Below are 22,360 nucleotides of genomic sequence, written 5' to 3'. Positions count from 1 at the left end.
TTGTTGTGCAGACGAGACGTCTCTCACCCTTCAATTAATGCTGAACAATCCCAGTTCGATCAACTGCGATCGGGGAGATCAGGGGTTTGGTGCAGCAGGCGATTCAAACGCAGGCGATCAGCATTGAGGGGGTCTGGGGCGAGTTCACCAGCCAGCTCTCTGAACTTCTGTTCAATATCGTCAGGCACACGCACATCAAAGATGCGCTCCATCAACGCTTCGATGGAAAACAGGTGCGCATTGATATTTTCCAAATCAGCCATTGCTTGATGGATGGCATCAGCAGGCTCTTCTCCACCACCCATCGGAGTGGCATGGGTTTGAGCATCAGCGCCCGGGGTGCCATGTTGCTTTTGCAAATCCTCGAGCACACGGCCGGAGAGGGTTCTGAAGGCTTGGAGCGCCGCCCAACTCAGCTCCTGCTGCTGACGCAAGGTTGGCGACTCTCTGATCAGACGGTCGTGCTCTCGATAGAAGCGTTGACAGTCTGGACATTGACAGGGCTCTTCAGGCAAAGCAGACCCTCAGTTAGTAACCATCATGACACCTGATCAGGCAGCCAATGGCGGATCCTGATCAAACCCGGACCGATCATCGAGCTGATCGCGGAACGCATCCGCATCCCTGCCCACAACACCTGGCAGAGGGATCTCGATCGAACTCACCACATTCAGAGCATCCCGCAAACGCATGGAATCGGCGAACCACCCCATCGCTTGCTCGGTATCTCCACGACTCTCAGCGTCACTGGCCTGATCTTCATGGGCTTCCGCCAAGAGGGCAAGCCAGCAGAGGCAACGCGCTTGCACCACAGACAACTCAAGGTCGCTTGGCTGGCTGGCAGCAATGCGCTCGCTTTCCTGCTGAACCAAGAGCCGCAGCCGAAGTTCGTGAAGCTGGGTCATGGAACCGGTTCACACGCTCAAAAATAACGAAGGTCTGGAATCTGGCTAGCCCACCCACCCAAGACAACTAATCAATCAATTCGCATCAATAAGCGGAAAAACTCACCCTGAATGACTAATCAATAGGAATTCACTTCACGCATTCATGACACGTAAATCGGGTTTGATCTCAGACTTCAAAGCTTTTATCAGCAAAGGCAACGTGGTGGATCTCGCCATTGCGGTTGTGATTGCAGGCGCATTTGGCTAGGTCGTTGGGTCTTTCGTCACCCTGGTCATGACCAATGCGCTTGAACCGGCGCTCAAGGCAGCCAATGTGGACTCGATCAATGCCTGGCCTGCAGGCGCGGTGATTGTGGCGATCATCAACTTTCTCGTGATTTCCATTGTGTGATTCTTGATTGTGAAATCAATTGAGGCCTCCAATCGCAAGCAAGAGGTCATTGAAGAAGCGAAGCCTGATCCCCAAGCTCAACTGGCTTCCGCCATCACTCGCCTCACAGACGCATTAGAGCGCAAGGGATTCTGAAGCGCTTGGCCAATGGATCCGATAGGCGCGGCTGCGGCCCTCCCCGATCGGCTCGATCGCCTGCTGTTCCACGAGTTCGCTCAGATCACGCCAGGCCGTAGCGCGGCTCACTTTGGTGAGGCTGATGGCCTTGCGCAGGGTCATGCCGCCCGTGAAGCCCTCCGGTTCGGCATCCAGCAGCCGATTAAGCAGTTTCTGTTGCCGGTCGTTGAAGCCGCTGTGATGGTGGCTCCACCAGAAAGCCGCCTTGCGCCGCACCGCTTCAATCACGGCGCCATTGGTGACCGCCTCTGCCGTGAGCTGCTTAAGGAACCAGCTCAGCCAGCCCGTGACTGGCAGCGCTCCAGCACCGTGTAGTAACCCTCGCGCTCGCGCGAGATCTGAGCAGAGATGTCGAGGGCGCGGACAGACAACCCCTGCTGAACATTGGCTCTGCAGTCCTGTGCCAGAAGCCGATCAGTAGTGGCACGGGCTAGGCGGCCGTTGCCGTCTTCATAGGGGTGGAGGGTGAGAAACCAGAGGTGGGCCAGGGCCTCGGTGCAGCTCTAGCTCTGCTGCTGGATGTGATCTCAAGGGCCACGAGCCTCAGTGACGCCATCGGCTGCCGCGGCTTGTTGGTGCATGCCGAATCAGGGCAAGCCCGAGGCTTCTATGAACATCTGAATCTCTGAGTTCGAGCAATCACCCACTGATCCCCTGCACTTGTTGCTGCTGCTCAAGGACATCCGCCGCACAACGGGGCGCTGAAGCAGGCTTCACGCCGGTGGGATCGCCCCCAACAGTGACGGCTGGCAGGAGCCTCTTTTCTGGCCCTTGGCTTCCTTAAAAAGCTTTGCGGCAAATGGAGTCTTAAACAACGGGGCTGGCGGGACTCGAACCCACGACCTACGGTTTAGGAAACCGTCGCTCTATCCGGCTGAGCTACAGCCCCTCACGGGCCATTATGGGGGCTGAAAGTAGGCGAGGTGATCGCAATTGATGGGTGTTGCCCTCGGGCTGCAGTCATCGGTTGAGGAAAGTCCGGGCTCCCCGATGGCCAGGCTTGCTGGGTAATTCCCAGTGCGGGTGACCGTGAGGAGAGTGCCACAGAAACACACCGCCGATGGCCGGTTCCGCCGGCACAGGCAAGGGTGCAAAGGTGCGGTAAGAGCGCACCAGCAGCATCGAGAGGTGCTGGCTCGGTAAACCCCGGCTGGGAGCAAGGCCTAGGAACGACGGGTGGCCATCTTCCCCGTTCCGCCTTTGTGCGCCGCTCGAGGTCGTCGGTAACGGCGATCCCAGATAGATGATTACCCCCCTTCCTTGGAAGGGTGAACAGAACCCGGCTTATGTCCTGCTTTCAACCCTCTTTTAGTCAAGTTCCCTAAGGCTGCGTCAACAGGAACGTGCCGCTAAAACCAAGTCATTCGGATCCGAAGGAGTTGCTGTGATCACTCCCCAGCGTGAACAGCAACTGCAAGAGCTCTGGCGCCAGCTGGTTGGCGATTCGAGCACTGCCAACCACAAAGAATTGAAATGGGAGCAGTTGGAGCACCTCGACGAAGCGCTCACCCACACCTCCACGGGGCTCGCGCGGCATCACGAACAGCTGGAGTTTCTCGGTGATGCGGTGCTACGACTGGCGGCCTCAGATTTCATCGAATCCGAACACCCGCAAATGCCTGTGGGGGAACGCTCTGCCTTACGGGCACAGCTTGTGAGCGACCGCTGGCTGGCGAAGCTCGGAAGCAAAATCGACATCGAAGCGCTCTTGAAGCTGGGATCCAAGGCCAGCGGTGATACAGCAGCTCGCACCACCCTCCGCGCCGAGCACTGCGAAGCCCTAATCGGCGCGATTTACCGAATCAGCGGCAAAGTGTCTCCGGTGCAAACATGGCTTACGCCCTACTGGCGCGAAACAAGCCATGAGGTGCTCGCCGATCCCTATCGCGGCAACAGCAAATCGGCGCTGCAGGAATGGACCCAAGCGCAGGGGCTGGGGCTACCGACTTACGCCTGCCAGGAAATCAGCCAACGCCATGGCGACCCCAGGCGCTTTCATTGCCAGGTGTTTATCCAAGACCAAAACAACCCAAGAGCAGAAGCCTGGGGTGGATCGCGGCGTCAGGCGGAGCAGCAGGCGGCCAAGGCGGCGATGCAACAAACAACACTTGCAAGCGTTCCATCAAGCTCTCAAGCTCAAGACAGCTGAGGCGAGGCGAAGCATGAGCGGTTGATCGCCACTCAATATCTGGCTAACCTGGCTAAGCCATGAGAACAACGTTGTGCTGGTCAACATGTTGGATGCCAAAAGCCAGCTCTCCCGGCTTGTGAAAGCAGCCCTCGCCGGTGAAGAGGTGATCATTGCCAGTCATGGCAAGGCCCAGGTGAAGTTAGTTCCCTGCGCTGCGGCTGCCGGCTTGAAGGAACCTGGAGGTCTTGCCGCTCTTTCCATTCAGCCCTCCCAAGTGGATGAAGCGTTTGGCGAGGCCGTGGATCAGCACGTTGCCGAACTTTTCAATCTTTGATGCGCTGTCTGCTTGACACCCAGGTCATGCTCTGGTGGCTTCTCGACGATCCCAGATTGGGAGCTGAGTCGCGAGACTTGTTGGCCTCAAGACCGTGTCTGGTGTCTGTAGCCAGCATCTGGGAGGTGGCCATCAAACACCGCATTGGCAAGTTGGAGGTTTCACCGATCGTGTTCCGTGATCAGAGCATCGCTGCAGGTGCGGATCTTCTGCCGGTGCTGGATCCGCATGTGATCGAAACCGCTCAACTTCCGATACTGCATCAGGATCCCTTCGATCGACTGTTGATTGCCCAGGCCAGGGTGGAAGGCTTGATGGCTGTGTCATCGGACGGGCAATGGTCCGGTTACGACGTCTCCTTGCATCGACTCTGATCGTTTCCTCAGCAGGAGAGTCCATCGCTCTTCACGCCGATAGGGGCGGCAACATCGCTCCGCACTGATCACAATGCAGCGCTTGGTTGCGATGGACTGAAGCTCCACAACTCAGGCAGCTGCGGCCACCACGGCGCACCTGCTGCATCGTTTCCACGGTGATGATCCCCGTGGGGATGGCAATGATCCCAAAGCCCAGAAGCATCACCACCGCAGCCAGCAACTGACCGAGCACGGTTTGGGGAACGATGTCGCCATAGCCAACAGTGGTCATCGTGACGATTGCCCAATACACCTCTTGGCCAACGGTCTGGAACTGGGTTTCTGGATGGCTGCTTTCCACCAGCACCATCAAGTAACCCAGCACCACCTGGGCCATCACCACAAAAAACAAAAACACGCCGATGCGGCGGGCACTGGCCTTTAGGGCATTGCCAAGAAGCTGGGCTTCATCGAGGAAGCGCAGCAGCTTGAACACGCGCAGCACCCGCCCGAACTTGAAGATCCAAAGAATCAGGCCGCTGCTGATCTGGGGAACGAAAAAAAACAGAACGGCTGAGACATCAATCAGGCCGTAAAAGCTGAACAAATATTTGCGCGGCCTGAGCGACACCCACAGATGCAAAAGGAAGTCGGCGATGAACACCAACAAACAACCATGCTCGAGTTGCGCGACCCAACTGGGCACTTCCCCCGGCGCGGCCAACCTCAAGGGATGGGGCTGGACCAACAATCCAGCCACGCTTAGCAGAATCGTGCCGAAAATGATCAGGTTGTAGATGCGGCCAGCCCGGGTGTCGGCATCTAGAACAATCCGCCGTAGGCGAAGGCGCCACGACACCAGATCAAGCGGCGCTGAGATCGCTGAGGCGCATCGTCACGAGCTTGTCCCAATTCCCGCCTTCAAAGAGCACGGCTGCTCGATCACCACTGATGCGCTGCACAAATCCCGTGTAGCCGGCATAGATCGAACGGGTATCAACCACGGTGACCGTGGCGCCAGGCAGGATCGGTGCAGCGGAGGCCATACAAGAAATGGGGAGTCGTGGATCCATTATCGAATGATGACTTCTTCTCCGTCACTTAGCTCAACTGATCCGAACAGCGCAGACGAATGGCTGCCGGTGGGGACGCTCGTAGGCGCTCAGGGGTTACGGGGCGAACTGCGCCTGAACCCTGCCAGTGATTTCCCGGAGCGCTTCACCGAACCTGGACCTCGTTGGCTGCAAGCCAAGGGATCAGCGCCCAAAGAAGTGGAGCTTCTCGAAGGCCGGCAGCTGCCAGGCAAAAGCCTCTACGTGGTGCGCTTGAAGGGGGTGAGCAGCCGCGCCAGCGCGGAAGCGCTGGTGGGCTGCACTGTGCTGGTGCCCGCAGAAGACCGGCCCGAGCTCGCCGAAGGCGAATTCCACCTGCTCGACCTGGTGGGCCTCGAGGCGCGCTTAGCCGGCAATGAAGATCCGATCGGCACGGTGAGCAACCTGATCAGCGGCGGCAATGACCTGCTGGAGATTCAGCTTGTCAGCGGCAAAACGGTTTTGGTTCCGTTCGTGGAAGCGATCGTGCCCGAGGTGCAGCTGGAGGAGGGCTGGTTGCTGCTCACCCCACCGCCGGGGTTGCTGGAGCTTTAAGCCAACCAAAGCAACAGCAGCGGCACCATCAGGGTGTAGGCCAGCGAGAGCGGCCAACCAAAGCGGAAAAAATCGAGGAAGCGATAGCGACCAGGGGCATACACCATCAAGTTGGTTTGGTAACCAATCGGCGAGAGGAAGCTCTGGCTGGCGGCGAACACCACGGCTGTGGCAAACAACATCGGCGGCTGCCCCAGGCCTGTGGCCACAGCAGCGGCGATCGGTAAAACCAGAGCCACAGCAGCCGCATTGCTGAGCAGCTCAGTCGCCACCAGGGTGAGTGCATAGATCACCAGCAAAGACACGTAGGCAGAACTGTGCTGCAACAGCATGAGCAAGTTTGCAGCCGCCTGATCCGCCAGCCCCGTTTTCTGCAGGGCCACACTGAAGCTGTACAGGCCACCCAGCAGCAGATAGAGATCCCAGCGAATCGAGCGCAGGGCCGTTCCGGCATCGAGGCAGTTGCCGATCACCAAAACCCCCACCCCTACGAGCACAGCTGCCACCAGGGGCATCACCTTGAAGCCGGCAAGCAGCAGCACGGCCAGCATCACGCTGACCGCTAAGCCCTTGCGGTGCGTGGAGGGCAGATCGTCGTCGAGCTGATCGAGCACCACCAGATCACTGGCTTGCTGCAGGCCGCGCAACGCATCAAGAGGGGCCTGCAACAACAGCATGTCTCCCTCTCGAAGAACTACCCGTCCCAAGCGATCACGCAGGGTGCTGTTGGCGCGGTTCACGGCCAGCACGGTGGCATTGAAGCGCTGGCGAAAACGCAGCTCGCGGAGCGTGGCGCCTGCCAACAAGGAACCGGAAGGCACCAACACTTCGGCATGGCGGATGTGGGGGAGCTCTTCCGCAAGCAGGGTGCCGGCTAGATCCACCATCCGGTCTTGCTGCAAGCGCAACAGCTCCTGGCGGCTGCAGCGCAACAGCAAGCGATCGTCGGCTTGCAAGCGCAACTGGGCCAGGGGAGGCTGCAGGCGTTGGCCGTCGCGATGGACATCGAGCACATCCACATCAAAGCGGCGCTGCAAGCGGCTCTCATGCAGAGTGACCGCACAGAGCGGAGAGCGCTGCGGAATCACCACCTCCGTGATGTAGCCATCACGGCTTAAAGCCTGAAGGTTGTCGTCGCTTTGATCACCGCGATCGGGCAGACAACGGCCCGCAAGCACCAGATAGCAGGCACCGATCAGCCACACGGGAATGCCGATGGCGGTGAAGGAAAACAGCTCAAAAGAGCCATAGCCCAGCCGGGACACCAGATCACTGGCGAGCAAGCTGGTGGAGGTACCGATCAGGGTGATCGTGCCGCCGATCAGAGTGGCAAACGAAAGAGGCATAAGAACCCGCGACGGGCTGATCCCGCGGCGCTGACACCAGCCCTGCACCACTGGCAGCAGGATCGCCACAATCGGCGTGTTGGGAATGAAGCCGGAAATCGGCGCCACCACAAAACCAAACACCAGCATCAACTGGCTGGGATTACGGATTCGCGGCGATGCCAGCAGTTCACGCAAGCGATCCAAGGCACCGCTGTGCAGCAAGCCATTGGAGAGCACAAACAAGCCCACCAGGGTGATCAAGGCAGGACTGCCGAAACCGGCCAAGGCTTCATTAGGCGTGAGCACCCCTGTGGCCATCAAAAGGCCTGCAGCCAAAAGGGCCACCAGCTCAGGCGCGAGCCAACCGCCGATGAAACAGGCGATTGCCAATCCCAACAGCAGCAATGTGACCAGGGCGCTCAAGACGGCCTCACTGGGATGAGCAGCATAAACATGTTTTCAGCATCGGACATTGCGCTGCTGGCTGAGGCGAGCAGCGCAGGGAGGCTTGATAACGGAATCCATGCCCTTCCAAAGGTCATCAGCCTGAAGCAATCAATTGCAGCGCCTCTTCATCCTCCTCCGCGTACAGCGCGAGGGCTCAGACGCCTGTCAAAGCTGACAAGCGTTCCTTGGTGATGCACTGCCAACGCAAGAAGGTAGGCATCCGTGATCTGCCCGTGGTGAAGAAGTGCTTCTGCCTCAAAGACGCCAGCGGCATTCCAGGACAACGCATCAGGCCAAAACACATGAGGCGGATGGGCTAGCAGTTCTTGGAGTAAGGACATCACAACGACAGGTCCGCCAGGGCTGTTGGGATAACGCGGGTTCCCAAGAATCCGCAACAGCGCGTTTTGAGTGAGGGAGCAAGTGGCCCAGCCATGGCCGCCATGGGCCGGAAACCAGCGGTGGGATGGCTCATGCTGCACGTGCTGAGGATCAACCAAAGCGATCAGCACGTTGACATCAAGCAGGGCAATCGGCTCGGCCATCAAGCCTCTTCTTCGCGAAGCTGATTGACAAGCTCCAGATCAACGACCCCACCAGAAGCCTTCATGGGCAATTGCGGCAATCCAGAGCGTTGCTCCACAAAGTTCTGCGACTCTCCGTCTGCTGGCCTGGATAGGGTCTGCCGGGCTAGGTCGCTGATCACATCACCGAGCGTGGTTTGGCGCAATGCGGCCAAGGCCGCTATTCCGTTACTGGCGGATATGCCATGAATGCAAGGCCGGATGCATGGCTACGCCAAGCCCAAAATGACCTCGAGCTCGCTCAACTGGCACGTGACAACGGCTACTTGGCGCAAGCCTGCTTTGACGCATCACAAGCAGCCGAAAAAGGCTTAAAAAGCGCACTTCTGGAATTAGGACTGGAGCCTCCGCACACACATGTGCTCAACGCTTTAACGAGGCGGCTAAAGAAAACGGGCTTAGAGACCAAGGACTTAGAGGCCCTATCTCTGCGCAGCCTCAGCCGGATGGCGATCCAATCTCTCTATCCGATGGATGCAACCCCGCCTTCCGAGCTGTTCGACCCAGAGGAAACCGATCAAGCCTTAGCAACGGCCGGTGAGGTGTTGAGCATCCTCAAGGCTTTGGATCAGCATGGCTGAGAGCTACCACGTCAAGCAATCTGCTCTGGACGCCTTGCTGATCCACTTCTGACAACGCCCCAAGCGAACCCATCAACAAACTCTGATCCAGGGTGAACACCTTGAAGCGAATAACACAAGGCTGAGCTAACCCAGCAGCCTGGAGATCCTTGATCTGCCAATCCGTTGGCCATTGGCTGTTGCGAGCACTGGTCACCATCGCCAACAGGAGATGACCACTTTGCTCTTGAAATGCAGGCTTGGAGAGAACCAACGCAGGCCTCCGCTTGATGACCTGACGCTCTGTGAATGGAAACGGAACCCGTACCAAAGCGAACGGTGGAAACGCTGTCACAGGTCTGCAAAGGCAACTTCATCCTCATCACTGCCCCATTCCGTTAGCCCAGCCTGAACTCCCCGCAAATAGCCCAGGTCGATCGGAGACACCAGCCTAAGACGAACCGACTCATCCTCAAGCTCCCAACTCACGAGATCGCCACGCTTCAGTCCGAGAGCGTCCCTTACGCCCTTGGGGATCGTGACCTGCCCCTTTGCCGTCAACGTTGCCAAGTCCATCGCTTACCTCCTTACCGCCTTACTATTGTAGAACTCCTAGCGCTGCTGCGCAGTCGGAGCCAGGACTGATTAACGCGAGTCGATCGATGAAATGACGGACCTGGAAGCCTGCTTTAGAGAAAGCCTTTACAGGAAACTGCAGGAATCTTGAACATCGATCAAGCCGATGACGGGATAAGCAGAAAGAGATCGGCAACAGCAAGACAGGTTGCTTCAACGCAACCCGCGAGACCAACAACACGCTCTGCTAGCCAGCTTCCAAAAGTCAAAGGCCGCCTTGGCTTTGATTCCAGCACCACCAGCAACGCAGATCTCCCTGATTTCAATGGGTAGTTGGCAATGGCAACCCCTGATCACTTCCATCATCAGCTTCAAGAGTTGTGCCAACAGCCATGGGTAAGCCTCGCGATCGCAGCCAGCGATGGCTGGGATGTGTTGCACCGACGCCTACCTTGCAGCCCTGGCCATCAGCAACGGCCAGCACCTGGATGTCCCGCTGCTCAGCGCGTGGACGAAACCAATAGACGGCACGATCCAGAGCGAGATGACGAAGGCCAGGCAGGAGATCAACGAGTGATTCTCCACTCAGAGGAGCTGTGGCCAAGCTGTCGGCCCATCAACCCAATCAGAACAGGGGCAAAGAAAAACAAAGGGGCAGCAATGCCAGGGGGAAAAGCTTGCTGAGCAGATCAATCATCGAAACATCGTTAGTCCAGCCTTTCAAAGCATTAGGCACGGGATGCCTCGAGCTTGGGCGGCCTGAACCAGAGCCTGATCCGCGGTGATCAGCTCAAGGTCGTGGCTCTGAGCGATGGCCAGGTGCAAGGCATCGGCGCCACGCAGAGCAGGAGAACGGCTGTCCTTCACCCACTCACAGGCCCGCTCGAAGTCTGGGGAGCGGGGTTCCAGCAAGCCGAGCCGCTCTTTAGCAAACTCCGAAAGCATCAAGTGCATGCCAGCAACCTGACCTGCGGAACGATCACCCCTGCGCTGCGAACGCGCCAAAACATCACTGAGCTCAAGGATCACCAGCTGACTGATCCATAACGATGACGACTGCGCCTGTTCGAGCCAAATTTCCAGAGCTGGAAAACCTCCATCCCCAAAGGCCAGCGACACCAGCAAACAGGTGTCGAGATAAAAGCTCTTCCCTGTCATCAGAGCCTGTCAGTCAAACGTCTCGCAGCTCGCGCACCCGCTCCACCGCAGAAGGTTCAGAAAGGGACTCACTGATGTGCAAACCCCGGAAGCGCTGCATCCAATGGGCTTGACTCACGGCCTGAGAGGTTGAGCCTTCACGAACCAAACGTGCCACTGGCTTCCCCCGACGGGTGATCACCACCTCATCACCGGAAGCAACAGCATCCAACAATGCCGAAAGCTGTGCCTTCGCTTGAGCAAGGCCGATAGAGCGCATGCCTAGATGACTAGTTGGTCACTTAACTCTAGTCCAGAGACGGCGCCCTACCCGCTGCACGCGGGAGAGAAGATCAGGTGGCAACTCATGACACAACGCCACCAGAGGCCTTCACCGGCAATTGCGGCAATCCGGAGCGTTGCTCCAAAACGTTCTGAGCCCCTCCGTTTGCTGACCTGGATAGGGCCTTGCCGGGCCAGGGCGCTAATGACATGACCAACAGAACAGCAGAGGCAATCGGCACGATGAGCGTCTTATCAGCGTCGGGCGGCGATCCACGATCAACTCGCCTGCACGAGATGCAAGCCGGGCAGCTGAACAAACACCTGGTCATCACTGATCAATGTGCGCTCCAAAGCCAAAGCGTGGGAGGCAATCAATAGGTCCATGGCTGCCACTGTGATCCCAATCTGTTGCAACCGGAAGCGCAACTTGCCATAGACATGAGAAGCAGGTTCATCAAAAGCTTCAACCGGCAAAACGTCGAGAAGGTTTTGTACCAACGCAGCTCGCTGTTCAGGGAGTCGACGACGCTCCAAACCAAAGCGGATCTCAGCGGCCACGATCGCCGAAACACTGCAGCGATCCTCGGCAAACCATTGGTCGAGCTGGGGCGAACGACGCTCCAACAACACCCGAACGGCATTGGTGTCGAGCATGAAGCGCTGCTTCACGGCCAATCCCTTTGCTGAGCCGGAGCATCCAGGTCGCCAATCTCGAAAAGCTCACCAAAACCGGCCGAGGCACCAGAGTCACTGTCCAGCAGTTCTGAACGCTGGCGCAACCACTCAAGAGGACTCGACCGCAAGGGGTGCAGGCTGACAATGCCGGTCTCAGGGTCACGCTTGACCTCCACTTCCGTCCCTTCAAAACGGCAGCTGGCGGGCAAGCGCACCGCCTGGCTGCGGCCATTGCGAAACAACTTGGCGCGCATCAGACCTCAACTCCTGGTCATGACCAGTCTAGATCGACCAAGAGTGATTCGTCAGGCGGCGTTCCCCCAGCGCCACAGGCGCCTCGCTCATCGGGGCTGCGCAGCCAATCTGGCCCGCAGTTGATCGCCAGAGATAAAGGACCCGTTGGCGCGCTGCTGCAGCAAGACCTGCAGGGCAGCACTCCCTAATGGGAAGCGACCAGCGGCCACCAACGCCTTGGTAAAAGCATGCTGATCTTCGCGGAGAGACACTACTGACTTCTTTGCCACCACAAGACTCTTAGCGCTTCCGGAACGCAGGATGGCGACTGCCGCGAATCATCATGATGCGCATGACGTGCGCATCAAGTGCTCAAAGAGCAATGCGAATCACCCTAGAGCTACCGGATCCTCTCTTTGCGCGGCTCAAAGCCAGGGCCGCCAGTGAACAGATCTCACTCAAACAGCTCTTGCAGAGCTACGTGGAACAAGGGCTCATGGCACCAAAGCAAGCGAGACCAACAATGCGGACTGCCAGCCAGCTCTGAACTACTGGGAGCTACAGGCTGCTGAGCAAGTGCACTTCTGCACGGTCACGGCCTTGGGCTTGGTGCACCTGTTGAGCCAACCCAAGCTGATGGGTCCAGCCGTTAAAACCAGGGGTGAGCCTTGCAATCCCAGCCAGCGATGGCTGGGATGTGTTCCACCAACTGATGCGCGAAGGCGATCTCTCAGCCCGCCTTTACCCCGACGCCTACCTTGCAGCCCTGGCCATCAGCAACGGTTGGCGCCTTGTGAGCTTTGATCGTGACTTCGAACGCTTCGGCGGTCTGCAGCGGCACTCACTCTGCTCAGGTGGGTAATCAGGCCAACCAACTCTGATCCAGCTCAGTGACGGCCTCAAAATCCGGATCCTTATGCAGCAACGGAAAGCCGATGCAACGCCTTGATCCGGGAGGCCTCCAGCAGCAAGCCCTCTGTCTGGTCAACCCATTCGATCGGCAGGGATTGCAACTGTTCATAGGCAAGACGCCCACTCCTTTCTCCCTCGCCTTTCCAAACCCGGCAAAGCACCTCCATGCGCGTGACAAAACAGGCGAAACAGATATCCGAACCTTCCAGCAGCATGGCGACGCGCTCGGCACCGGGCTCGTCGTCTCACAAGGTCAGGATTGCTGAGGTGTCGAGGCAAAAATCTGGCATGACCGTTCAGCGTTTCGGTCGAGCTCCCGATCCGCCAGGAGCCTCGCTGTTGCTCCACCCTTACGGCCCTGTCCGCGAAAGGCCTGCACAGGAGATGCCGCCACAGGCACCACGCGAATCGAACCGTCTTCTTCCACAAGCCACTCCAAGCGTTGCGACGGGCTTAAGCCAAAGCGCTCGCGAATCGCAGCCGGGATCACGGTCTGGCCTCGCGAGGTGATCGTGCTTCTCAAAGCCAAACAAGTGAATTACCCAAACAGCTCACAAGTAATTCGCGATTAAGGGGGCCAACACATCAGCCCCAGAGAGCAGCAGGGGTTTCAAATCAATGCGCATGGGGATCCCACGGGCTTGGCGCCACGCAGTGCAGGGGAACAGCTGTCCTAGATACACGCAAGGCTTGCTCCAGATCGGAAGCGCTGCATCCAATGGGCTTGACTCACGGCCTGAGAGGTTGAGCCTTCACGGACCAAACGTGCCACTGGCTTCCCCCCTAGGAGTGATCACTTCCTCCTCGTCCAGAGACAGCGCCCCACCCGCTGCACGTGGGAAAGCAGATCAGGGGGCAGTTCATGGCGTAACGCCAAATCCACCGTCCATGGCAGCAGCAAATCATCAATAGCAGCCATGAGCCGCAGGCGATCTCGATGGCTTAATCAAGCAGCATCGACGCACAAATCGATATCCGATCCAGGGCGTTCTCGGCCCATCGCCCGCGAACCAAACAACCAGATCGCATCGAGATCTGGATGGTGGATCAACAGATCCAACAAGCGCTGTTGCTGAGGCCCGGGGATTCCCGGGATATCTACGGTTTGCCTCTTCTCGCTGCTCGTAGAATCCATCAGCGATCTTCTTGCTCTAAGCGGAGCTGCAGGCGAGTGCGCAAGCTCTGAAAACAACTGAGGTAGTGCTTCTGAATATTGGCGGCAATCGCATCTGCGGTTGCGCGGTTGTAGGCATGGCTAGTGAGATTGCGGTCTTGAATCATCAACATCCAAGACTCACCGTCTTGAATCAATTCAAGGCGGAAGGCTTCTCGCAAGGTGTCGCGGGAGCCGAGCAAGCTTTCATTGCCTTGACCTCGGAACAGATCACGGAGCGTGTTCCAGGCCAATTCGAAGGTGTACTCAAAGGCCTTGATCAAACCTTGCTGCTCCCGCTCATTCAGCGCAGGCGGCTCAAAAAAACGCTCGAGTTGTTCTAGGGCTCGCATGTAATTCATAAAGCGCTGCTGCCAGCGGATATCAGCTGCCAAATCATTGGAGCGCCTCACTAAATGGTATCGGGATCATTTCGGATAACCATCAACGCTTGCTACGCCATGCAGGCGATAGCGGCAGGCATCCGCTGCTAACGGCTCAAAACTGGAGAGCAGTGAGAACGCAAATCCGCAGGCTGCCTGGCCCAGCTAGCATGAAGGCATGGAATAGAATCAAGTTGAAAAGCATCAAGCAGATCGGCGCCAGCGGGCAGATCTCCCTGGGCAAGGAGTTTGCAGGCCGCACAGTGGTGATCGATAGCAACGAACCCGGAATCTGGGTGATTAAAACAGCTCAGACCATTCCTGATGGGGAGCTCTGGCTTCATCAAGCCGCTGCTGCAGAACGTTTGGATCGAGCCCTTACCTGCCTTGACCACCCTCCTGAAGCTGCTGATCTCGACGCCTTGGAACACCACCTCAATGCATTTTTTGCTGAGACAAAGTGATCCAGCTTGATCTCAACAATCCTGAGTTTCAAGCCAACCTTCTAGCCCTCTCAAAGCAAGAGGCCTGGGCTGTGCTCAAAACTCTGCGGATGCTCCAAGCCATCAGTTGGGAGCAGTTGCAATCCAGCTAAGGCCTGCGCTGGGAGCTGATTCAAAGCCGGCAAGGCCCTGCTGGACAACGGCTCTTCTCATTGAGAATCACCCGTAGCTGCAGGGCAGTGGCCTGGCGAGACGGCACCTGGTTGAGACTGCTCTCCCTTCACCCTGACCACGACTCGACCTACAACTAAGCCGAGCCGTTTTGAGCCATCAATGCAGCCAAGATCCATCAAAAATCAGCTGAACAGAGAAACCACCCAAAGCCGCACAGCGCCGAAGATCTTTAAGGCCTGAGCGACAACTCACGACGTAGCAGATCGCTACAATTCAACTGCATGTTGATGGTTGCTCCATGCCGAAATCGGCCTCACCCGTGCGTTTGCAGCAGGCGCTGATGCAGAGCGCAGCACTATCCGGAGCCCGCCAGCACCGCAGTGCCGCCGAACAGATTGAGTACTGGGCAGCACTGGGGCAACAGGTAGCTGGAGTGCTGGATCCAGACAAATTGTTGGATGTGGCCTCAGGGCTAGCCGCGTTGAAGGTGGAGCCGATTACCAACACTGCTGTTGCCCCTGAACAAGTCTTTGCGGCACTGGAGCAACAACGCCGTTCTGGGCAACTGAGCCAGAGCGTGAGTGGAGCATCGCTGCGCTATCAAGCCTCAAAGGAACAACCTGGCTTGCTGGAAGAAATTAAGCCAAACGGCAACCGCCGGCTGGGCCGGTTTCGAGATGGCCTGTTTGAACCGGTGAAAGAGAGCGCACCCAGCAGCACGCCATGAAGCAACTTTGGCTGCTCGTGGGCGGCAATGGAGCAGGCAAGAGCACCTTCTACCGGCTCGTTTTAGAGCCTCTGGGTCTTCCGTTTGTGAATGCAGATCGCCTTGCCCAGCTGGTGTATCCAGGCGCTGCGCAAGAGCGCAGCTATGAAGCCGCCCTCCTGGCAGAACAGCAGCGAAACACCCTGCTACTCAGCGGAGCAAGCTTTTGCTTTGAAACGCTGTACTCACACCCATCAAAAATTGATTTCACCGCTCGTGCCAAAGCACTTGGCTACTTCGTGATCATGGTGGTGATCCACCTAGAGCAGGCTGAACTGAATGCAGCGCGGGTTGTGCAAAGGGTTCGAGAAGGAGGGCACAACGTCCCCACCGAGAAACCGCTCAAAAGCATCCCGCTGATGCTTGAACAGGTCAAAACATCGATTCCGTTGTGCGATGAGCTTCGGGTGTTCGACAATTCATCCGCAGAGGATCCTTTCCAACCCGTAATGACCATCAAGACTGGTGGGGTAGAGCTGCATCAAAACCCTTTGCCTCGGTGGGCCGCCGAACTGCTGGACAGCCGAACATCGTCAGCATGAGCGTGCAGCCAAGATCCATCAGAGCTCTGCTGAAACGCTTAACCCGCCGTTTGCATCTGCTGCAGCTCGCCGCTTGGGGCTATGAGCTCTACCGGCTGATCAGAAGACCCCATACCCACGGGGCTCTCGTTGCGATCTGGGTGAACAACAAGGTCCTGATGGTGCAAACCAGCTACAGGAAGGGTTATGGCTTACCAGGCGGTGGGTTACAGCCTGGTGAATGTGCACGCGAAGCGGCTGTCCGGGAGCTCAGCGAGGAGTTGGGACTTGCGATCGAAAGCAGCTGGCTGCAGGAACCATGGACGATCACGGAACAACAACGTGGCGGTCGCAACACGGTGACGATCTTTGCGCTGCCATGGGCGCAAGTTGCATGCACTCCTGAGACAAGATCGACGCATCCAGCCTTCACAATTGATCAGCTGGAAATCATCTCGACAGTCTGGATGAGCCGAGATGAAGCGCTTAAGCAGCATCTGCCCGGCCACCTGTGCCAGTACCTGGAAAACCAGTGCTTATGAGCCCTGATCACATTCTCCCCAGCAGGCGATAGAGGAGCGTGCCAGGGTTTTTCGCAACCAAAACCAGGCCAACGGATCTGGCGGACAACTGTTCCACTTAATAGGCATTCCCCGAGCGAAGGCGAAGGAAGGTTTTGATCAGGATTTTGATATCGAGCTTGAGGCTCCAGTCACGCTGATAACGGAGATCGGCATGGATGCGATTCTCCATCTCTGAGAGATTGCGTGTTTCACCGCGCCAACCACTCACCTGCGCCAAACCGGTGATTCCGGGCTTGAAGGCATGCCGTTGCATATAACCAGGAATCACCTTGCGATAGAGCTCGTTGTGCTGAACGGCATGGGGCCTGGGGCCAACCAGGCTCATGTCCCCTTTCAGGACATTGAACAGCTGAGGCAGTTCATCGAGGCTCCAGCGCCTCAAAAAACGTCCAACTGGAGTGATGCGTGGATCATCAGCGGTGGCTTGCTTCACAACAGCCTGATCAGCGGAATCAAGGACACGCATGCTGCGGAACTTCAAGCATTTGAACCGCTTGCCATCCAGGCCATAACGATCTTGCTTGTAAAGAATCGGCCCTGGACTGCTGAGCCTTACGGCAATGGCAATGAGAAGCAATAAGGGAGCAATCAGCACCACTCCAATACCGGTCAAAATCAAATCGAGGCACCGCTTGAGCTGACAATCAGACAAGGAACGCTCCTGGCCCCAGAGCCGAACCACAGGCTGCTCGCCGATCACATCCAATTGAAGCTGCATACTGTTATTCGCCCATTTCGGTGCATAAATCACCGGCGTGGCGGTATCACCAAAAAGATGCAACATCCTTTCAATCGAGACACCAGGTCTTGCGGTATGACTAAACACGATCATGTCCACTTGATTGTGACTCAACCACTCACGCATCTCCGTGGCCCCACCCAGGGGCTGAGGCAAATCCTGGGCAGATTCAGGCCAATCTCCTAATAAATCTGGCATGAACCAAGCAACAAGCCTCAAGCCCATCCAAGAGTTTTGATCAAGTTGTCTCACAAACGAAAGGGCAGCTGCAGGTTCACCCCAATAAACAATTGTACGACTATTGCCACCACTGCTCCGGTACTTACGCAACAATTTGCGCAGCACAACGTGCGAAAAGACTAACCACAACCATCCACAAAACGCCCAAAGCGTGGTGTCTATTCGAGAAAATGCAGCCGTACTTTTATTAAAATAGGTTACCAACAACATCAGGCCGAGAAACAACAGCCAACTCGACGTGATGCGCCGAATCAACAAGCGCAAGGATCGACTGCGATAACTGGTATAGAGACCAGCTCGAGGCAGCAAAAGAATGGATCCAATAGCAACTAAAACCCAAAAAGGAACCGATACGATCGGCGTTTGGAAGCGGTGGTCGCCAGCAAACAAAAGGAATAAGCCAATAACAACCAGCGGATCAAGAATCCGCTGCAATCGGGAAACATCTTGGCCGTGAAGGCGAAGCAAACCATTCTTTACTCCGCTTCCCTTTTTTTGCTCCATTTCAGGCACAAGATCAACTCACAAAACAAAGATGGTGTCATCAAGGACAGCACATGACCTTAAGCCCAAATATCAACACAGCAGGCGCCCATGCATAAACAGACCAAAAACCATTTACCTTGGCAAGCAAAAAGCCAAATCGACGGCTTCCAGCATGCCTTCCTAATCACCAGGAGAAGCGCAAGAGCAAAACCAATAGGTCAAAAACTTAAAGACCCCAAAACCATAAGAGCCACTGAAACATTAAGTCCGTAGCAATCAACACAAGCAAGGTATATAGCCAGAAACGAAAACCAATCAGAATCAAACTTGAAGCATGCATTGGCTGAGTACTCTCAAACACAGAAGCGGTAGTAAATACCAATAAAACCAATGATTAAGAACTCCTAGATGCCACCAAATCCAACAATTGCCACTCAAAGCGCCTCAGCACAGCTTCCTTCCCAAAACGATCTTCCGCAAGCTTTCTGGCACGCTTCCCGGCCATCAGCCGTTGCTCAGAATCAGAAATCAACTGGCGTAAAGCATCTGAGAAAGCATCAGCATCTCCAGGCGTTGTACAGGCACCGGCCTCTGAAGCAAGCTCAGCCAATTCGCTGCCGGCAGTCGAGGTGGCGACAACAGGCCTGCCACTGGCAAGCATGCCGAGGAGCTTCGAAGGCAAAACCAGATCAGCCGCAGCAGCTTTCTGGGGCAGTAAATGAATGTCTGCTGCATTGAGCCAATCATTCATTCGTTCAGCTGGCTGAAGCGGAAGGTGGATAACATTTGAAACGCCTTCTGTGGCACGCACCAAATCAGCTTTCGTCGGCCCTTCACCAGCTAAGAGCCATACCAACTGAGGGAGATCAGCGAGATGACAAATTACTTCACCTAATAATTCTAGACCTTGCTTTTTGTTCATCGATCCCGAATACATCAGCACTAACTGGTCGCGACTAATGCCAAGTTCTCGACGGTAAGGATTCTGCAAGCGAGATACTTCTTGCTGAGGGCAGATGTTCTCAAGGTCCACCCAATTCGGGAGCAAAGCACAGTCGCTAGAAGTAACACCCTTCGACTCAAGCCGTTGCACCATGGCAGTACTGATGCTGCTCACCCGCATAAAGTCTCTGAGGGTACGGCGCTCCCAGGTTTCCGCCAATCCTCGAAGCCACCTACCTTTGAGCAGGCCTAACTCAAAGGCAGCATCTAACTCAAAATCCTGAATGTGCAGCCAAGTGATCGTGCTTAGACCGCACAAGCGCCCAAGGAGTAAAGCCCCTGGAGCACAGAAGAAGGCCGGTGAGACGCTAATCACCACATCGGGTCGCCATCTGAGCTGGGCGAGAAGCGGCCCGAGACTGGCAAGCGCGAAACTGGCGAGATGAAGTAGGCGGGTGAGTCCACTAGGGCGTCGCGGGACCCAGAGGGGGCAACGACGAACTCTCACGCCACAGAGGTGCTCAAGATAAAAGCTATTGCAATAACCACCACTAACTCGCCAAGAGGGGAAGTAGGGAGGCGCTGTAATCACACGTACTTCATGACCACGAGATGAGAACCAGCTCCCTAACTCACCGCTGTATTTGCCAATACCAACAGGTTCAGGGTAATAGTTGAGGGCGTAGAGAAGAATTTTCAAGATGATGTCTCAGATTTTTTAAATTGCTTCAACTCTTGTACCTTGAGTACGATCATGAATTCATATATTGACTGAAGCAGAGCGTAGGTAAATCCAGGACCCCGATCCAGGAATCCTCGCTTGAGAAAATAAAGAAGAAAAAATTTAATTAGTGGACGAGCAGGAAGTCGATAAAAAAGCTCCTTTTGGTGATAACGTCGCTTATTGAAATCTCGCTCGAAAAAGGATGCTAAAAGGTTAAATGGTTCTCTATGAGATCTATTTTGAATAATCTGCTCAGCCTCAAAGGTACTATATGAATTATGGCGAGCTATCCAATGGCTGAGTCCCTTTGAAAAAGGAAAGTGATCCAAATGATAATGTAAATTACCAATTTCACCATCAACAATAGTAACGGGATTCACCAAACGCTCATAACGCAAAAACTCAGGTCGAAAAAAACGTATATACCAAGAAGATGTTTGCACATACCGCAAGTGTCGACCCCGAAAGAAATCACGCCTAAGGATACGGTAAGCCACTGATGAATTATTACTGTTTGCAATAGCTACAAGCTCAGTAGCAGCTTCTGGAGTTAACCGTTCATCAGCATCAATATAAAAAACCCAGGCATTACGGAATACAATGTTGCGCAATCCCCAATTTTGATGCGATGCCCAATTGTCAAAGGGTCGCTCAATAATACGCGCACCTGATGAGACAGCAATGTCATGAGTGCGGTCTGTACTGCAAGAGTCATAAACAACGATATCGTTACACCATGCCACGGATGCAAGACATCCCGGCAAATCTTGCTCTTCATTTTTTGTGAGAATTAAAACAGAAACTGAATTCATATCAAAACGTAGGCAGAGCGAAAAGATTAATAAGGAACAAGAACCTATATGTAATTAATTGCAAAGATTTCTAGGCTTAATTTTCTTGGCGGGCAAACCAGAATAAACAAGCCAAGGATCAGAACTCTTAGTGAGGACACTGCGAGCCCCAATAACAGATCCGTCTCCAACATGAACTCCTGGCATAATCATTGCATAGGCAGCTATCCAGACATATTGACCAATTATGATAGGTTTTGAGTAAAAATTCATTGTACGAGATACATAATCATGCGAAGCTGTACAAAGATATGAATATTGAGAAATTACTGTATTCGAGCCGATTTCAACGAAACCATAATTATAAATTTCTACGGATCTGCCTATTGCTGAAAAATCACCTATTTTAAGTTTCCACGGGAACCAGACATGGACTCCAGAACAAATTAAGACCTTTTTCCCAATAGTAGCGCCAAACAATCGAAGTAGAAAAACACGAACAAACGAAAGCTGTCGTCCAGGCAAGGCAAACACAAGTACCGAGAAAAAACTCCATGCAAATCTCATACATAACTGCTTCAAAGGCTTAGGATCATTGCTGCCTAGCAAATCAACCTTTTTGTCAACATTAAGTGAGCCCATACTTAGATTTATTAGGAGAAAGCTTTAAAAGGGAGAAGCATACCGATGAAGGCAATAAAGATATCAAATAAACAACAGCACTCAACAAAAAAGAATGAGAGAAAAGATTCCTGATATACCTCCAAAATTGTTTATCATATACAGAGGGGTAAGACTTAGCAATAAGCAGGTCAACGATTAAATTTTTTGTTTTAATCTCATTACTTAACCAAGTTTTGAGAGATGATTTTGATATTCCATCAGAGTCAAGATCGGATAAAAGTTGACTACAACCCAAATACCAATACAATGGCCAGTATTTCTTCCATGACTGCGAGCCTCGCCTCTGAATGATTGATGGTTCACCAAAAACAAGAACAGTGTCAATTTCTGGAGAGCGAAAAAGAAAATCCAAAAAAGTATACCCTGGATATTCCTTACAATTGACTTTTAAACCACTCTCCCATGCAAGCCTAGAAAATACAAGAGAAGTAATGAAGCCCGGCCAATGATTATAACAATCAATAAAGTCAGACAAAGGCATAGAAAATATAGACTTAGAAACATCGTTGGGATGAGCAATTTCACCAGCAGACTCTAAATACTCATCACCAATAAAACGATTTAGATAAATAAGACGTGGATTATGGGAAGAAATAGAATTTAGTAATTGATAACCAACAAGCCCACAGGGGAGATCATCATCACCAAATATTTGAACAAAGGCACCCTTTGCTGATTGGACACACCGTTTAAAGCTGCTAACAATATCCACACGGTTCTCAAATCGAACACAATGAAGTTTATTACAAAAACTTGAATAAAAATCGTTTATTAAGGGTTCCACCTCAACATCAGATGCATTATCGACAACAATAAATTCAATACGAGGATCTCCTACCGGATAATGAATTAAAATCCTAGAAAGAGTTTCGCGTAATAAATCAGATCTGTTTAGAGTTGGAATAACCACACTCAAAAGAATCGAAGAAACCATAAAGTTAAAAAAGAAAACGAATAAGATTTACCAATCAGGAGAAAAACCAGGGGGTAGGGATCTAGAAACAATAAAAGATTAGAAAAACATGGCTCAATTTAAATCCATCATGTGA

43 protein-coding genes, 1 tRNA gene, 1 other RNA gene and 1 pseudogene are annotated in these 22,360 nt (G+C 54.4%); 17 read left to right on the top strand and 29 right to left on the bottom strand.

Translation table 11 applies throughout. The features are described from left to right. Positions 1-59: 59 nt before the first annotated feature. Both SynROS8604_RS01505 and SynROS8604_RS01500 read right to left on the bottom strand, forming a co-directional pair. A complete protein-coding gene (locus SynROS8604_RS01505) occupies positions 60-515 on the bottom strand; it encodes a hypothetical protein (RefSeq protein WP_006853778.1) in 456 nt (151 codons plus the stop codon). A 36-nt stretch (positions 516-551) separates the two neighbouring features. Beyond that, positions 552-905, bottom strand: a complete 354-nt coding sequence (locus SynROS8604_RS01500) for a hypothetical protein (RefSeq protein ID WP_186544889.1) — start codon at positions 903-905, stop codon at positions 552-554. 145 nt (positions 906-1,050) lie between these two features. On the opposite strand from SynROS8604_RS01500, the gene SynROS8604_RS15625 reads away from it, so the two are divergent. From SynROS8604_RS15625 to SynROS8604_RS15615, 3 genes are all read left to right on the top strand, one after another. After that, positions 1,051-1,155: an MscL family protein gene (locus tag SynROS8604_RS15625; RefSeq protein ID WP_255445135.1), complete on the top strand. Its 105-nt coding sequence runs from the start codon at positions 1,051-1,053 to the stop codon at positions 1,153-1,155. A gap of 147 nt (positions 1,156-1,302) precedes the next feature. Then, positions 1,303-1,434, top strand: a complete 132-nt coding sequence (locus tag SynROS8604_RS15620) for a hypothetical protein (RefSeq protein ID WP_255445134.1) — start codon at positions 1,303-1,305, stop codon at positions 1,432-1,434. Positions 1,435-1,446: 12 nt separating this feature from the next. After that, positions 1,447-1,791 (top strand): hypothetical protein, encoded by a 345-nt coding sequence (locus tag SynROS8604_RS15615; protein ID WP_255445133.1) that lies wholly within the window; start codon positions 1,447-1,449, stop codon positions 1,789-1,791. Here SynROS8604_RS15615 and SynROS8604_RS15610 read toward each other — a convergent pair. After that, positions 1,752-1,964: a Fic family protein gene (locus tag SynROS8604_RS15610; protein ID WP_255445266.1), complete on the bottom strand. Its 213-nt coding sequence runs from the start codon at positions 1,962-1,964 to the stop codon at positions 1,752-1,754. The genes SynROS8604_RS15615 and SynROS8604_RS15610 overlap by 40 nt on opposite strands. On the opposite strand from SynROS8604_RS15610, the gene SynROS8604_RS01485 reads away from it, so the two are divergent. Further along, positions 1,935-2,105, top strand: a complete 171-nt coding sequence (locus SynROS8604_RS01485; RefSeq protein WP_255445132.1) for a hypothetical protein — start codon at positions 1,935-1,937, stop codon at positions 2,103-2,105. The two genes, SynROS8604_RS15610 and SynROS8604_RS01485, sit on opposite strands and share 30 nt — an antisense overlap. Positions 2,106-2,291: 186 nt before the next feature. Here SynROS8604_RS01485 and SynROS8604_RS01480 read toward each other — a convergent pair. Further along, positions 2,292-2,365: transfer RNA gene (locus SynROS8604_RS01480), tRNA-Arg, on the bottom strand. A gap of 21 nt (positions 2,366-2,386) precedes the next feature. Between SynROS8604_RS01480 and rnpB the strand changes: the two genes are divergently transcribed. The 4 genes from rnpB to SynROS8604_RS01460 all read left to right on the top strand — a co-directional run bounded on the left by rnpB (position 2,387) and on the right by SynROS8604_RS01460 (position 4,315). Beyond that, positions 2,387-2,779, top strand: an RNA gene (gene rnpB, locus SynROS8604_RS01475) — RNase P RNA component class A. Between the two features lie 81 nt (positions 2,780-2,860). Next, on the top strand, positions 2,861-3,625 hold the full coding sequence (gene rnc, locus SynROS8604_RS01470; RefSeq protein WP_186544888.1) for a ribonuclease III: 765 nt from the start codon (positions 2,861-2,863) through the stop codon (positions 3,623-3,625). Between the two features lie 73 nt (positions 3,626-3,698). Further along, positions 3,699-3,941: a type II toxin-antitoxin system Phd/YefM family antitoxin gene (locus tag SynROS8604_RS01465; RefSeq protein WP_186544887.1), complete on the top strand. Its 243-nt coding sequence runs from the start codon at positions 3,699-3,701 to the stop codon at positions 3,939-3,941. Continuing rightward, complete coding sequence (locus tag SynROS8604_RS01460; protein ID WP_186544886.1) at positions 3,941-4,315, top strand: type II toxin-antitoxin system VapC family toxin; 375 nt, start codon at positions 3,941-3,943, stop codon at positions 4,313-4,315. The genes SynROS8604_RS01465 and SynROS8604_RS01460 overlap by 1 nt, the downstream gene beginning before the upstream one ends. 31 nt (positions 4,316-4,346) lie before the next feature. Here SynROS8604_RS01460 and SynROS8604_RS01455 read toward each other — a convergent pair whose 3' ends face one another. Together SynROS8604_RS01455 and SynROS8604_RS01450 are read right to left on the bottom strand one after the other, a co-directional pair. Beyond that, positions 4,347-5,156, bottom strand: a complete 810-nt coding sequence (locus tag SynROS8604_RS01455) for an ion transporter (RefSeq protein ID WP_186544885.1) — start codon at positions 5,154-5,156, stop codon at positions 4,347-4,349. Between the two features lie 4 nt (positions 5,157-5,160). Next, the gene (locus SynROS8604_RS01450; RefSeq protein WP_011618181.1) at positions 5,161-5,343 is read right to left on the bottom strand and encodes an NAD(P)H dehydrogenase subunit NdhS; all 183 of its coding nucleotides are present in this window, start codon (positions 5,341-5,343) and stop codon (positions 5,161-5,163) included. Between the two features lie 36 nt (positions 5,344-5,379). Here SynROS8604_RS01450 and rimM point away from each other — a divergent pair, with 36 nt between their 5' ends. Further along, positions 5,380-5,943, top strand: a complete 564-nt coding sequence (rimM, locus tag SynROS8604_RS01445; RefSeq protein ID WP_186544884.1) for a ribosome maturation factor RimM — start codon at positions 5,380-5,382, stop codon at positions 5,941-5,943. Here rimM and SynROS8604_RS01440 read toward each other — a convergent pair. The 3 genes from SynROS8604_RS01440 to SynROS8604_RS01430 form a co-directional block, all read right to left on the bottom strand. After that, on the bottom strand, positions 5,940-7,694 hold the full coding sequence (locus tag SynROS8604_RS01440; RefSeq protein WP_186544883.1) for an SLC13 family permease: 1,755 nt from the start codon (positions 7,692-7,694) through the stop codon (positions 5,940-5,942). The two genes, rimM and SynROS8604_RS01440, sit on opposite strands and share 4 nt — an antisense overlap. A gap of 149 nt (positions 7,695-7,843) precedes the next feature. Next, the gene (locus tag SynROS8604_RS01435) at positions 7,844-8,263 is read right to left on the bottom strand and encodes a TA system VapC family ribonuclease toxin (protein ID WP_186544882.1); all 420 of its coding nucleotides are present in this window, start codon (positions 8,261-8,263) and stop codon (positions 7,844-7,846) included. Beyond that, complete coding sequence (locus tag SynROS8604_RS01430; RefSeq protein WP_255445131.1) at positions 8,263-8,457, bottom strand: CopG family transcriptional regulator; 195 nt, start codon at positions 8,455-8,457, stop codon at positions 8,263-8,265. Before SynROS8604_RS01430 ends, SynROS8604_RS01435 begins: the two co-directional genes overlap by 1 nt. Positions 8,458-8,487: 30 nt before the next feature. Between SynROS8604_RS01430 and SynROS8604_RS01425 the strand changes: the two genes are divergently transcribed. Continuing rightward, the gene (locus SynROS8604_RS01425; protein WP_186544881.1) at positions 8,488-8,883 is read left to right on the top strand and encodes a HEPN domain-containing protein; all 396 of its coding nucleotides are present in this window, start codon (positions 8,488-8,490) and stop codon (positions 8,881-8,883) included. Here the strand turns inward: SynROS8604_RS01425 and SynROS8604_RS01420 are convergent. The 9 genes from SynROS8604_RS01420 to SynROS8604_RS01380 form a co-directional block, all read right to left on the bottom strand. Then, entirely contained in the window at positions 8,858-9,217 is a 360-nt protein-coding gene (locus SynROS8604_RS01420) for a type II toxin-antitoxin system PemK/MazF family toxin (RefSeq protein ID WP_186544880.1), read from the bottom strand. The genes SynROS8604_RS01425 and SynROS8604_RS01420 overlap by 26 nt on opposite strands. After that, positions 9,214-9,438, bottom strand: coding sequence for an AbrB/MazE/SpoVT family DNA-binding domain-containing protein (locus SynROS8604_RS01415; RefSeq protein WP_186544879.1), 225 nt, complete (start codon positions 9,436-9,438; stop codon positions 9,214-9,216). Before SynROS8604_RS01415 ends, SynROS8604_RS01420 begins: the two co-directional genes overlap by 4 nt. 322 nt (positions 9,439-9,760) lie before the next feature. Further along, the gene (locus tag SynROS8604_RS01410; protein WP_186544878.1) at positions 9,761-10,042 is read right to left on the bottom strand and encodes a hypothetical protein; all 282 of its coding nucleotides are present in this window, start codon (positions 10,040-10,042) and stop codon (positions 9,761-9,763) included. A gap of 116 nt (positions 10,043-10,158) precedes the next feature. After that, positions 10,159-10,596, bottom strand: a complete 438-nt coding sequence (locus SynROS8604_RS01405) for a type II toxin-antitoxin system VapC family toxin (protein WP_186544877.1) — start codon at positions 10,594-10,596, stop codon at positions 10,159-10,161. A 13-nt stretch (positions 10,597-10,609) separates the two neighbouring features. After that, a complete protein-coding gene (locus tag SynROS8604_RS01400; RefSeq protein ID WP_186544876.1) occupies positions 10,610-10,855 on the bottom strand; it encodes a type II toxin-antitoxin system Phd/YefM family antitoxin in 246 nt (81 codons plus the stop codon). An 85-nt stretch (positions 10,856-10,940) separates the two neighbouring features. After that, positions 10,941-11,099: a hypothetical protein gene (locus tag SynROS8604_RS01395; RefSeq protein WP_255445130.1), complete on the bottom strand. Its 159-nt coding sequence runs from the start codon at positions 11,097-11,099 to the stop codon at positions 10,941-10,943. A 37-nt stretch (positions 11,100-11,136) separates the two neighbouring features. Then, positions 11,137-11,529: a PIN domain-containing protein gene (locus SynROS8604_RS01390; protein ID WP_186544875.1), complete on the bottom strand. Its 393-nt coding sequence runs from the start codon at positions 11,527-11,529 to the stop codon at positions 11,137-11,139. Next, positions 11,526-11,789: an antitoxin gene (locus tag SynROS8604_RS01385; RefSeq protein ID WP_186544874.1), complete on the bottom strand. Its 264-nt coding sequence runs from the start codon at positions 11,787-11,789 to the stop codon at positions 11,526-11,528. Before SynROS8604_RS01385 ends, SynROS8604_RS01390 begins: the two co-directional genes overlap by 4 nt. 87 nt (positions 11,790-11,876) lie before the next feature. Beyond that, positions 11,877-12,041, bottom strand: a complete 165-nt coding sequence (locus SynROS8604_RS01380; protein WP_186544873.1) for a hypothetical protein — start codon at positions 12,039-12,041, stop codon at positions 11,877-11,879. Positions 12,042-12,151: 110 nt separating this feature from the next. On the opposite strand from SynROS8604_RS01380, the gene SynROS8604_RS01375 reads away from it, so the two are divergent. Together SynROS8604_RS01375 and SynROS8604_RS01370 are read left to right on the top strand one after the other, a co-directional pair. Then, complete coding sequence (locus SynROS8604_RS01375) at positions 12,152-12,316, top strand: hypothetical protein (RefSeq protein WP_186546114.1); 165 nt, start codon at positions 12,152-12,154, stop codon at positions 12,314-12,316. After that, positions 12,304-12,631 (top strand): annotated as a pseudogene (locus SynROS8604_RS01370) (PIN domain-containing protein); the annotation flags it as partial. The gene SynROS8604_RS01375 and the pseudogene SynROS8604_RS01370, both read left to right, overlap by 13 nt. A gap of 52 nt (positions 12,632-12,683) precedes the next feature. Here SynROS8604_RS01370 and SynROS8604_RS15605 read toward each other — a convergent pair. From SynROS8604_RS15605 to SynROS8604_RS01345, 6 genes are all read right to left on the bottom strand, one after another. After that, a complete protein-coding gene (locus tag SynROS8604_RS15605) occupies positions 12,684-12,896 on the bottom strand; it encodes a hypothetical protein (RefSeq protein ID WP_255445129.1) in 213 nt (70 codons plus the stop codon). A 38-nt stretch (positions 12,897-12,934) separates the two neighbouring features. After that, positions 12,935-13,204, bottom strand: a complete 270-nt coding sequence (locus SynROS8604_RS01360) for an AbrB/MazE/SpoVT family DNA-binding domain-containing protein (RefSeq protein WP_186545738.1) — start codon at positions 13,202-13,204, stop codon at positions 12,935-12,937. 28 nt (positions 13,205-13,232) lie between these two features. Beyond that, complete coding sequence (locus SynROS8604_RS01355; protein ID WP_186544872.1) at positions 13,233-13,400, bottom strand: hypothetical protein; 168 nt, start codon at positions 13,398-13,400, stop codon at positions 13,233-13,235. 74 nt (positions 13,401-13,474) lie between these two features. Next, the gene (locus SynROS8604_RS15600) at positions 13,475-13,600 is read right to left on the bottom strand and encodes a hypothetical protein (protein ID WP_255445128.1); all 126 of its coding nucleotides are present in this window, start codon (positions 13,598-13,600) and stop codon (positions 13,475-13,477) included. A gap of 27 nt (positions 13,601-13,627) precedes the next feature. After that, entirely contained in the window at positions 13,628-13,816 is a 189-nt protein-coding gene (locus tag SynROS8604_RS15595; RefSeq protein ID WP_255445127.1) for a nucleotidyltransferase domain-containing protein, read from the bottom strand. Further along, positions 13,816-14,229 (bottom strand): HI0074 family nucleotidyltransferase substrate-binding subunit, encoded by a 414-nt coding sequence (locus SynROS8604_RS01345; RefSeq protein WP_186545737.1) that lies wholly within the window; start codon positions 14,227-14,229, stop codon positions 13,816-13,818. The genes SynROS8604_RS15595 and SynROS8604_RS01345 overlap by 1 nt, the downstream gene beginning before the upstream one ends. A gap of 182 nt (positions 14,230-14,411) precedes the next feature. Between SynROS8604_RS01345 and SynROS8604_RS01340 the strand changes: the two genes are divergently transcribed. The 5 genes from SynROS8604_RS01340 to SynROS8604_RS01320 all read left to right on the top strand — a co-directional run bounded on the left by SynROS8604_RS01340 (position 14,412) and on the right by SynROS8604_RS01320 (position 16,663). Continuing rightward, the gene (locus tag SynROS8604_RS01340) at positions 14,412-14,681 is read left to right on the top strand and encodes a hypothetical protein (RefSeq protein WP_222930123.1); all 270 of its coding nucleotides are present in this window, start codon (positions 14,412-14,414) and stop codon (positions 14,679-14,681) included. Then, complete coding sequence (locus tag SynROS8604_RS15590) at positions 14,678-14,812, top strand: hypothetical protein (RefSeq protein WP_255445126.1); 135 nt, start codon at positions 14,678-14,680, stop codon at positions 14,810-14,812. Before SynROS8604_RS01340 ends, SynROS8604_RS15590 begins: the two co-directional genes overlap by 4 nt. A 320-nt stretch (positions 14,813-15,132) precedes the next feature. After that, positions 15,133-15,561: a hypothetical protein gene (locus tag SynROS8604_RS01330; protein WP_186544870.1), complete on the top strand. Its 429-nt coding sequence runs from the start codon at positions 15,133-15,135 to the stop codon at positions 15,559-15,561. Continuing rightward, positions 15,558-16,142, top strand: a complete 585-nt coding sequence (locus tag SynROS8604_RS01325) for an AAA family ATPase (protein WP_186544869.1) — start codon at positions 15,558-15,560, stop codon at positions 16,140-16,142. Before SynROS8604_RS01330 ends, SynROS8604_RS01325 begins: the two co-directional genes overlap by 4 nt. Beyond that, positions 16,139-16,663 carry an NUDIX domain-containing protein gene (locus tag SynROS8604_RS01320; protein WP_186544868.1) on the top strand — a complete coding sequence of 175 codons (525 nt, stop codon included), beginning with the start codon at positions 16,139-16,141 and terminating at the stop codon, positions 16,661-16,663. The genes SynROS8604_RS01325 and SynROS8604_RS01320 overlap by 4 nt, the downstream gene beginning before the upstream one ends. Before the next feature lie 97 nt (positions 16,664-16,760). Here SynROS8604_RS01320 and SynROS8604_RS01315 read toward each other — a convergent pair whose 3' ends face one another. The 5 genes from SynROS8604_RS01315 to SynROS8604_RS01295 form a co-directional block, all read right to left on the bottom strand. Then, entirely contained in the window at positions 16,761-18,188 is a 1,428-nt protein-coding gene (locus SynROS8604_RS01315) for an undecaprenyl-phosphate glucose phosphotransferase (protein WP_186544867.1), read from the bottom strand. 376 nt (positions 18,189-18,564) lie between these two features. Continuing rightward, positions 18,565-19,812 (bottom strand): glycosyltransferase WbuB, encoded by a 1,248-nt coding sequence (locus tag SynROS8604_RS01310; protein WP_186544866.1) that lies wholly within the window; start codon positions 19,810-19,812, stop codon positions 18,565-18,567. Further along, positions 19,809-20,648, bottom strand: a complete 840-nt coding sequence (locus tag SynROS8604_RS01305; RefSeq protein WP_186544865.1) for a glycosyltransferase family 2 protein — start codon at positions 20,646-20,648, stop codon at positions 19,809-19,811. Before SynROS8604_RS01305 ends, SynROS8604_RS01310 begins: the two co-directional genes overlap by 4 nt. 54 nt (positions 20,649-20,702) lie before the next feature. Then, on the bottom strand, positions 20,703-21,269 hold the full coding sequence (locus SynROS8604_RS16150; protein ID WP_186544864.1) for a DapH/DapD/GlmU-related protein: 567 nt from the start codon (positions 21,267-21,269) through the stop codon (positions 20,703-20,705). Further along, positions 21,256-22,245 (bottom strand): glycosyltransferase family 2 protein, encoded by a 990-nt coding sequence (locus SynROS8604_RS01295; RefSeq protein WP_186544863.1) that lies wholly within the window; start codon positions 22,243-22,245, stop codon positions 21,256-21,258. The genes SynROS8604_RS16150 and SynROS8604_RS01295 overlap by 14 nt, the downstream gene beginning before the upstream one ends. Positions 22,246-22,360: the final 115 nt, after the last annotated feature.

Source organism: Synechococcus sp. ROS8604, assembly GCF_014279655.1.
In the GTDB taxonomy this organism is placed as follows: domain Bacteria; phylum Cyanobacteriota; class Cyanobacteriia; order PCC-6307; family Cyanobiaceae; genus Synechococcus_C.
Note: the sequence above shows the minus strand (reverse complement) of the source record. Positions and strands in the feature narration are given on the sequence as shown.

Bases quoted from the DNA above. Each gene is read 5' to 3' on its own strand.
- SynROS8604_RS01295 (WP_186544863.1), bottom strand. From the start codon at position 22,245: ATGGTTTCTTCGATTCTTTTGAGTGTGGTTATTCCAACTCTAAACAGA.
- SynROS8604_RS01330 (WP_186544870.1), top strand. From the start codon at position 15,133: ATGCCGAAATCGGCCTCACCCGTGCGTTTGCAGCAGGCGCTGATGCAG.
- SynROS8604_RS01385 (WP_186544874.1), bottom strand. From the start codon at position 11,789: ATGCGCGCCAAGTTGTTTCGCAATGGCCGCAGCCAGGCGGTGCGCTTG.
- SynROS8604_RS01415 (WP_186544879.1), bottom strand. From the start codon at position 9,438: ATGGACTTGGCAACGTTGACGGCAAAGGGGCAGGTCACGATCCCCAAG.
- SynROS8604_RS01435 (WP_186544882.1), bottom strand. From the start codon at position 8,263: ATGGCCGAGCCGATTGCCCTGCTTGATGTCAACGTGCTGATCGCTTTG.
- SynROS8604_RS01320 (WP_186544868.1), top strand. From the start codon at position 16,139: ATGAGCGTGCAGCCAAGATCCATCAGAGCTCTGCTGAAACGCTTAACC.
- SynROS8604_RS01405 (WP_186544877.1), bottom strand. From the start codon at position 10,596: ATGACAGGGAAGAGCTTTTATCTCGACACCTGTTTGCTGGTGTCGCTG.
- SynROS8604_RS01325 (WP_186544869.1), top strand. From the start codon at position 15,558: ATGAAGCAACTTTGGCTGCTCGTGGGCGGCAATGGAGCAGGCAAGAGC.
- SynROS8604_RS01305 (WP_186544865.1), bottom strand. From the start codon at position 20,648: ATGAATTCAGTTTCTGTTTTAATTCTCACAAAAAATGAAGAGCAAGAT.
- SynROS8604_RS01425 (WP_186544881.1), top strand. From the start codon at position 8,488: ATGAATGCAAGGCCGGATGCATGGCTACGCCAAGCCCAAAATGACCTC.
- SynROS8604_RS01375 (WP_186546114.1), top strand. From the start codon at position 12,152: ATGCGAATCACCCTAGAGCTACCGGATCCTCTCTTTGCGCGGCTCAAA.
- SynROS8604_RS15605 (WP_255445129.1), bottom strand. From the start codon at position 12,896: ATGCTGCTGGAAGGTTCGGATATCTGTTTCGCCTGTTTTGTCACGCGC.
- SynROS8604_RS01315 (WP_186544867.1), bottom strand. From the start codon at position 18,188: ATGGAGCAAAAAAAGGGAAGCGGAGTAAAGAATGGTTTGCTTCGCCTT.
- SynROS8604_RS01400 (WP_186544876.1), bottom strand. From the start codon at position 10,855: ATGCGCTCTATCGGCCTTGCTCAAGCGAAGGCACAGCTTTCGGCATTG.
- rimM (WP_186544884.1), top strand. From the start codon at position 5,380: ATGACTTCTTCTCCGTCACTTAGCTCAACTGATCCGAACAGCGCAGAC.
- SynROS8604_RS15625 (WP_255445135.1), top strand. From the start codon at position 1,051: ATGACACGTAAATCGGGTTTGATCTCAGACTTCAAAGCTTTTATCAGC.
- SynROS8604_RS01500 (WP_186544889.1), bottom strand. From the start codon at position 905: ATGACCCAGCTTCACGAACTTCGGCTGCGGCTCTTGGTTCAGCAGGAA.
- SynROS8604_RS15615 (WP_255445133.1), top strand. From the start codon at position 1,447: ATGGATCCGATAGGCGCGGCTGCGGCCCTCCCCGATCGGCTCGATCGC.
- SynROS8604_RS01450 (WP_011618181.1), bottom strand. From the start codon at position 5,343: ATGGCCTCCGCTGCACCGATCCTGCCTGGCGCCACGGTCACCGTGGTT.
- SynROS8604_RS16150 (WP_186544864.1), bottom strand. From the start codon at position 21,269: ATGGGCTCACTTAATGTTGACAAAAAGGTTGATTTGCTAGGCAGCAAT.
- SynROS8604_RS01460 (WP_186544886.1), top strand. From the start codon at position 3,941: ATGCGCTGTCTGCTTGACACCCAGGTCATGCTCTGGTGGCTTCTCGAC.
- SynROS8604_RS15600 (WP_255445128.1), bottom strand. From the start codon at position 13,600: ATGGCTGCTATTGATGATTTGCTGCTGCCATGGACGGTGGATTTGGCG.
- SynROS8604_RS15595 (WP_255445127.1), bottom strand. From the start codon at position 13,816: ATGGATTCTACGAGCAGCGAGAAGAGGCAAACCGTAGATATCCCGGGA.